Source organism: Alienimonas sp. DA493, assembly GCF_043951915.1.
Lineage (GTDB): Bacteria > Planctomycetota > Planctomycetia > Planctomycetales > Planctomycetaceae > Alienimonas.
This window is the reverse complement of record NZ_JBINJD010000031.1, coordinates 35,105-42,288: the sequence shown is the minus strand read 5'-3', so window position 1 is coordinate 42,288 and position 7,184 is coordinate 35,105. Positions and strand designations below refer to the sequence as shown.

Sequence of the window (7,184 nt, the reverse complement as noted above, 5' to 3'; positions counted from 1 at the left end):
CGCCCCGCCGTCGGCGGGCACGCGGGAGCGATCGCAGCGTCGGGACATGACGGGGGAGCCGGGGGCGACGGGAACGAGCGGCGGTCGCCGCCGGCGCAACCGGCGGGACCCGCCCCGTCGGTATCGGCCGGGTTCGACTCAAGACTTGGTCCCAATTCTCCGGGAGGCCCGCCGCGGGCTCGCTTGACGGCCGACGTATCAACCCCGTCGAATCGGTGCACGAACGTCACGCCGTCCGCCGACGCCCCCGACGGGCGGATTCGGCGGACGGAACCGAAAGCTGGATTTGCGAATGCCCCGTTGCCTCCGAGCCCTCGCGGCGCTGCTCCTCGCCTTCGTCGCCCTGCCCGGGGGGCCGGCGAGGGCGGCGGAGCGGCCGAACTTCGTCTGGATCGTGTCGGAGGACAATTCGATCCACTACCTCCGCCACTTCTTCGAGGGCGGCGCCGAGGCCCCGGCGATCGAAGCTCTCGCCGCCGACGGGCTGACGTTCAACCACGCTTTCTCCAACGCCCCGGTCTGCTCCGTGGCCCGCACGACGCTGGCCACGATGTGCTACGGCCCACGGATCGGCACGCAGTTCCACCGTCAGTACTTCCGCCCGCCGCTGCCGGACGGCAATTCGACCGTCTACGGGACGTTGCGGCAGGCCGGATATTACGTGACGAACAACAGCAAGACGGACTTTAATTTCGTCGTGCCCGAAGGCACGTGGGACGAGTCCTCCCGCCAGGCGAGTTGGAAGAAGCGGCCGGATCCGGCCCAGCCGTTCTTCCATATGCAGTCGCACGGCCAAACGCACGAAAGCTCGCTGCACTTCACGAAAGAGACTTTGGAGCGAAAGCCCTCCGACCGCGACCTGGACGCCCTCTCGCCGCCGCCCTATCTGCCGGACACGCCGCTGGTCCGGGCCACGCAGGCCCGCTACCTGGACAACCACGCCGCGATCGACGCGATCGTCGCTCGAACCGTCGCCGATCTGGAGGCGGCCGGCGTGCTGGAGGACACGTTCGTCTTTTATTTCGGCGACCACGGCGGCGTGCTGCCGCGGGGCAAGGGGTACGCGTACGACTCCGGCCTGCACGTCCCGCTGGTGATCCGCGTGCCGAAGAACTTCGCCCACCTCGCGCGAGGTTTCGAACGCGGTACGCGGGTGGACGGGTTCGTCAGCTTCGTTGATTTCGGCCCCACCGTGCTGCGGCTGGCGGGCGTCGAGCCGGAGGGAACGATCGACGGCGAGGCGTTCCTCGGCCCCGGCGTGACGCCGCAGGCGGTCGCGGCCCGCCGGACCAGCTTCGGCTACGCCGACCGGATGGACGAGAAATACGACTTCGTCCGCACCCTGCGGCGGGGGCGCTACCGCCTCGTCCGGGCCTTCCAGCCCTGGCTGCCGGACGGGCTGCAGAACAATTATCGCTATAACATGCTCGCCTATCGGCATTGGCGGGATCTGCATGAAAAGGGCGAGTTGAATCCGACGCGGGCCGCGTTCTTCGAACCGAAACCGCTCGAGGCCCTGTACGACTGCGAAGCGGACCCGCACGAGGTCACGAACCTCGCCGGCGATCCGGCCCACGCGGAGACCCTGACTGACCTGCGGGCCGCGTTGCGAGAGACGATGCTCGGCCTGCCGGACCTCAGCTTTTATCCGGAAAGCGTGCTCGCGGAGCGAGCCGCGGACAATCCGGCGGCGTTTGGTCGGGCTCACAAAGACGAGATCGCCCGGCTGGCGGCGGTCGCCGATCTGGCTCTGTCGCCCTTCGTCGAGGCGGAACCGGCGTTGCGGGCCGCGTTGACCGACGAAAACCCGATGATGCGGTATTGGGCGGCGATGGTCTGCACCGCCTTCGGGGAACGGGCCGCTCCTTTGGCGCCGCTCGTGCGGCCGCTGTTGGGGGACGACGCCCCGGTCGTGCGGCTGCGGGCGACGGAGTTCCTCGGCCGGATCGGGGCGGTCGAGCCGCAGCCGATCCTGGCGACGCTGCTCAACGAGACGGATTCCCCGATCTTCGCCGCGGAGGTCTTGAACTCGATCGTCTGGTTTGCGGACCACGTCGACGGGACGGATCCGGTCGACCCGTCCGCCCTGCGGCCGCAGGGCCGCGGGGACGGCGTCGCCCGGCGCTTGGAATACCTCAACGCCCCCGCCGCCGCGGACTAACGCCGTCGTCGCGCTCGCCTTCCTCCCGACACGCCTGTTGCGCTCATGCCCGGTTTCCGCTCCCTATTGCTTCTGTTCGCCCTCGGCACGCCGGCGGTCGCGGCGGAGCGGCCGAACGTCGTCTTTATCCTCACGGACGACCAACGGGCGGAGGCGCTCGGCTGCATGGGGCACCCGCACCTCAAAACGCCGCGGATCGACCAGCTCGCAGCGGAGGGGGCGCTGTTTCAGAACCATTTCTGCACGACTTCGCTGTGCTCGCCCAGCCGGGCGTCGATCCTCGGCGGGCTCTACGCCCACGCCCACGGCGTCACCAACAACTTCACCGACTACCCCCGCGACCTGCCCACCTTCCCGCGGGCGTTGCAAAACGCCGGCTACGCCACCGCCTACATCGGCAAATGGCACATGGGGGAGGACGACGACAGCAAACGCCCCGGGTTCGATCACTTCGTCACCCACCGCGGGCAGGGGCAATACTTCGATACGGAGTTTCGGGCCAACGACGGCCCCCGGGAAGTCGTGCCGGGGTATTACACGACGGTCGTCACCGACATGGCGATCGACTGGCTGGAGGGCTTGAAAGAGGACGAGGAGACCGCCGACCGGCCGTTTCTGTTGATGGTCGGCCATAAGGCCCCGCACAGCTTCTATTTCCCGGAGCGGAAATACGCCGGGGTCTTCGACGACGTGCGGATTCCCTATCCGCGGACGGCGTTCGATCTGGCGGACAAGCCGGACTGGATCACGCAGCGGCTCAACACCTGGCACGGCATCTACGGCCCGCTGTTCGACTGGCGCAAGGAGTTTCCCGACGACTCCGCCGCCGCGATGCTCGATTTCGAGCGGATGGTGCGGGCTTATTGGGGGACGATTTTGTCCGTGGACGACTCCGTCGGCCGCCTTTACGACCACCTCGCCCGCACGGGGGAGCTGGACAATACGCTGTTCATCTTCACCAGCGACAACGGCCTGCTGGAGGGGGAGCACGGGATGGTCGACAAACGCACCGCCCACGAGCCGTCGATCCGCATCCCGCTGGTCGTCCGCTATCCGGCGCTGGTTTCGCCGAAGTATCCCAAGACGATCGAAGCCCAGACGCTGACGCTCGACTTCGCCCCCTCCATCCTGGAGATCTGCGGCGTCGACCCGCTGCCCAACGTCCAGGGCCGCTCCTGGAAGACGCTGCTGGCCGAGGGCGATCCCGATTGGCGCACGAGCTGGTACTACGAATACAACTACGAGGAGCAATTCCCCTACACGCCGAACGTGCGGGCCCTGCGGACCGACCGCTGGAAATATATTCGCTACCCGCACGGCGACGGCTCCCCCGACCGCCACATGGCGGAGTTGTACGACCTCAAGAACGATCCGGGGGAGACGACGAACCTGATCGCCCGGCCGGACCTGCAGCCGCTCGTCGCGGAGCTGCGAACCGAACTGGAGCGCCGCATCGCCGAGGCCCACCCGGACGGGCAGGACGTGATGCCCCTCGATCAGGGCATCAAAGGCGAACTGCCGGAGGAGTCGATCCGGTAGGCGCCGTTACAGCCGGCGGGCGGTTCACTTCCCCTCGGCCTGGGCCCGTTCCTCGGGAGTCAGGGCGTTCGCTTCGAACAGGGTGGTCCCGCGGGCTCCGGCGCGGACGGCCTTGCGCATCCGCGACATCTTCGCCGAGGTGGCGCCCAACGCCGCGTGGAGGTTCTGAAAGGCCGCCCCGGAGGAGGCGTCGATTCCCATCTGCTGCCCCTGGGCGAAGACGTCCGGTCCGGCGCCGAGGAAGGTGAACTGCCAGCTGTATTTGTTCGTCTGTTCCTCGACCATCTGTTTGATGCGGTCGCCGGTGTAGTCCTGGCTGGCGTTCTCGCCGCCGTCGGTGACGACGCAGAACAGCACCGCCCCGGGGCGTTCCGGCTCCGGCGTCTCCGCCAGCGCCCGGCCGACGTTGTCGATCGTGCGGCCGACGGCGTCCAGCAGGGCCGTCATCCCGCGGGGCTCCAGCGTGAAGCGGTCCGGGGCCTCCCGCAGATCGACGCGGTCGAGAACCACGTCGTAGCGGTCGTCGAAGATCGCCAGCGTGAACCGGGCGTCGCCCTCCTGGGCCTTCTGCTCGGCGACGAACGTCGCCAGGCCGCCCTCCGCCTCGGTCTTCATCGCCTGCATCGACCCGCTGCGGTCCAGGACGACGACGATTTCGGTCAGGTGGGCGTTCATCGGCGTTGCTGGGGCAGGGGGATTGTGAGCGGGGCGGGAGGCGGTCCGAACGAACCGATTCCGCAGGATACCCGAGACGGAACGCCGCGGGGGCGGACTGTTCATGGGCCGTTCGCCCGGGGCGTCGGCGGCGTTCGCGGGTAGGATGCCGGCGCCGCGCCCCGTCCGCCCGTCGCTCATGCTGTTCGTCCTCGACAACTACGACTCGTTCACCTTCAACCTCGTGCAGCGGTTCGGGGAGATCGACCCGACGCTGGAGGTCGTCGTGGAGCGGAACGACGCCGTCTCGCTGGAGGACGTGGAGCGCCTGAAGCCGGAGCGGATCGTCGTCTCCCCCGGTCCCTGCACGCCGGCCGAAGCGGGGCTGAGCAAGGCGATCATCGAACGCTTCGGCCCGGACGTGCCCATCCTGGGCGTCTGCCTGGGCCACCAGAGCCTCGCGGAGGTCTACGGCGGCACGGTCGGCCGGGCCAAACGGCTGATGCACGGCAAGGTCAGCGAAGTGCACCACACCGGCCGCGGCGTCTTCGCCAACCTGCCGAACCCGTTCGCCGCGACCCGCTACCACAGCCTCGACGTGCCGGCGGACTCCCTGCCGGACTGCCTCGAAGTCACCGCCTGGGTTGACAGCGAGGAGTTCGGCCGGGAGATCATGGGTTTGCAGCACAAACAGTTCCCCGTCCACGGCGTGCAGTTCCACCCGGAAAGCTTCCTCACCGAGGCCGGCGTGGAGTTGTTGGAGAACTTTTTGAAGTTGCCCGCGGCGGCATGGGCGTAGGGTCCGCTCTGCGGACCGCCCCCGCCGGCGGCGCCTTTCCGGATGCGGTCCGCGGAGCGGACCCTACGGTTTCTGCTCCGCGACCCAGTCTTTCACCCGCTCCTCCAACACGTCCAGCGGCACCGCGCCGGCGCCGAGGACGAAGTCGTGGAAGGCCCGCACGTCGAACTCCTCGCCCAACTCCTGCTCGGCGTAATTCCGCAGTTCGTTGATCTTGAGTTCGCCGGTCTTATAGGCGAGGGCTTGCCCGGGCCAGGCGATGTAGCGGTCGACCTCGTTGACCACGTCCAGCCGCGTTTTGGGGGCGTTGGCGAGGAAAAACTCGATCGCCTCGTCGCGGGTCCACTGTTTGTCGTGCATGCCGGTGTCGACCACCAGCCGGACGGCCCGCCACATCTCGTAGGTGAGCTGGCCGAAGCGGGCGTACGGGTCGTCGTAGACGCCCAGTTCGTCGCCCATCTGTTCGGCGTACAGGGCCCAGCCCTCGATGAACGCCGTGTAGCCGCCGTACTTGCGGAAGGCGGGCAGGTCGGCCAGTTCGATGCTGCGGGCGATCTGCAGATGGTGGCCGGGAACCGCCTCGTGCAGGCTGAGGGCGGCCATCTCCCACTTCGGGCGGCTCTCCGGTTTGTAGAGGTTCACAAAGAAGGTGCCCGGCCGGGTGAAGTCGGCGCTGGGCTCCCGGTAGTAGGCGGTCGTCGTGTCCGGGGCGATGTGGGCGGGGATCGCCTGCACGTCGTAAGGCGTGCGGGGCAGCGTGCCGAACAGCTTCGGCAGCTCCGGATCGACGGTGCGGATCAGCTGCCGGTAGCCGTCCAGGAGCTCCTGGGCGGAGCCGTAGAAGAATTGCGGGTCGGTCCGCAGGTGGTCGAAGAAGGCCTGCAGATCGCCCTCGAAGCCGACCTCCTCCTTGATCGCCTCCATCTCCGCCCGGATGCGGGCGACCTCGGCGAGGCCGACAGCGTGGATCGCGTCCGGGCTGGCGTCGGTGGTGGTGAACTTGCCGCAGAAGTGCTCGTAGCACCGCGGCCCCGCCCAGAAGCGGACGCTGCCGTCCTCATGCCTCACTTCCGGCCACTGCCAGCAGCCGACGCGTTCGTAACAGGCGGGCAGGTAGACGGTCTCGAAGAACGCGAGCATCCGTTCGTAGGCCGGCACGACGGTCTGTTCGATGCCGATCTTCGCGGCGGCCCGCAGCCGTTCGGCCTCCTCCTCCGGGACGCCGGGCATATCCCGGAACGGTTTATAGAACAGGCTGTCGGCGGGGTTCTCCACGATCTGCGCCCGGATCTGCCGGGGCAGGCGGTTCATCACGACCCGGGGGTGCATCCGGCCGGTCTTCACGCCCTCCGCCAGCAGGGCGAGGGTGTCGTCCATTTTGGCGTCGAACGAGTTGATCCGCGTCAGCCAGTCGTCGTAGTGCTGAACCGTTTCGAACGGCAGGCCGTCGGTGATCAGGCTGACGTCCTGAATCCCCTCCCGGGCGGAGACCGGCAACAGGTGCCAGCCGGTCTTCCATTCCGCGATCTGCACGGCCAGCTCCCGCCGGAACAGCCGCAGGTTGAGAGCCTCGGCGTCGTTCAGACCGGAGGGGTCGATCGCCGCGGCCCGCTCGGCGAACTTCAGGCGGTCGGCGTGCCGGGCGGCGAGGGCCGTGAGGGAGTCGTCGTTCCAGCGGTCGTCGTACCCGGGCAGCCCGAGATAGCTGGCCAACTCCGGATGGTTTTCCAGCGTCCACGCCCAGTGATCCTTCAGCAGGGCGTCGACTTGGTCCCCGGCGTCCGCGGGCGCGGCCTCCGCCGGCGTCAGGTTCTCCAACGAACCGTCCCCGAAGTCCGCCGGCGGGGCGAGCGGCGTTTGCGAGGACCCGGTCGCCGGCGGGTCGCCGGTTTGGGGAGAAACGGCCAACAGGAGGGCCAGCAGCGGCGTAGCAGTCAGCGACATCCGGGACGTTCCTCGTTCGTAACGTGCCTGGGCGGGCGGTCCGGCCGGCGCGATGCGCCGGAGCGGGTGCGGGGCGGGCGGCTCTCA

5 protein-coding genes are annotated in these 7,184 nt (G+C 68.5%); 3 read left to right on the top strand and 2 right to left on the bottom strand.

The genetic code is table 11. The features are described 5' to 3' along the window. The first annotated feature begins 292 nt into the window (after positions 1–292). Together ACG2DA_RS07110 and ACG2DA_RS07105 are read left to right on the top strand one after the other, a co-directional pair. Positions 293–2,161, top strand: a complete 1,869-nt coding sequence (locus ACG2DA_RS07110) for a sulfatase-like hydrolase/transferase (RefSeq protein ID WP_395254809.1) — start codon at positions 293–295, stop codon at positions 2,159–2,161. Between the two features lie 66 nt (positions 2,162–2,227). Further along, the gene (locus ACG2DA_RS07105) at positions 2,228–3,700 is read left to right on the top strand and encodes a sulfatase (RefSeq protein ID WP_395254808.1); all 1,473 of its coding nucleotides are present in this window, start codon (positions 2,228–2,230) and stop codon (positions 3,698–3,700) included. Between the two features lie 24 nt (positions 3,701–3,724). Here ACG2DA_RS07105 and ACG2DA_RS07100 read toward each other — a convergent pair whose 3' ends face one another. Next, positions 3,725–4,375 carry a VWA domain-containing protein gene (locus ACG2DA_RS07100; protein WP_395254807.1) on the bottom strand — a complete coding sequence of 217 codons (651 nt, stop codon included), beginning with the start codon at positions 4,373–4,375 and terminating at the stop codon, positions 3,725–3,727. A 178-nt stretch (positions 4,376–4,553) separates the two neighbouring features. On the opposite strand from ACG2DA_RS07100, the gene ACG2DA_RS07095 reads away from it, so the two are divergent. Beyond that, on the top strand, positions 4,554–5,153 hold the full coding sequence (locus ACG2DA_RS07095) for an anthranilate synthase component II (RefSeq protein WP_395254805.1): 600 nt from the start codon (positions 4,554–4,556) through the stop codon (positions 5,151–5,153). Between the two features lie 63 nt (positions 5,154–5,216). Here the strand turns inward: ACG2DA_RS07095 and ACG2DA_RS07090 are convergent, their stop codons facing one another. Then, positions 5,217–7,097, bottom strand: a complete 1,881-nt coding sequence (locus ACG2DA_RS07090; RefSeq protein ID WP_395254804.1) for a DUF885 domain-containing protein — start codon at positions 7,095–7,097, stop codon at positions 5,217–5,219. Positions 7,098–7,184 lie beyond the last annotated feature (87 nt).

Excerpts from the sequence above, each read along its gene's own strand:
- ACG2DA_RS07110 (WP_395254809.1), top strand. The coding sequence starts at position 293 with ATGCCCCGTTGCCTCCGAGCCCTCGCGGCGCTGCTCCTCGCCTTCGTC.
- ACG2DA_RS07100 (WP_395254807.1), bottom strand. The coding sequence starts at position 4,375 with ATGAACGCCCACCTGACCGAAATCGTCGTCGTCCTGGACCGCAGCGGG.
- ACG2DA_RS07095 (WP_395254805.1), top strand. The coding sequence starts at position 4,554 with ATGCTGTTCGTCCTCGACAACTACGACTCGTTCACCTTCAACCTCGTG.
- ACG2DA_RS07090 (WP_395254804.1), bottom strand. The coding sequence starts at position 7,097 with ATGTCGCTGACTGCTACGCCGCTGCTGGCCCTCCTGTTGGCCGTTTCT.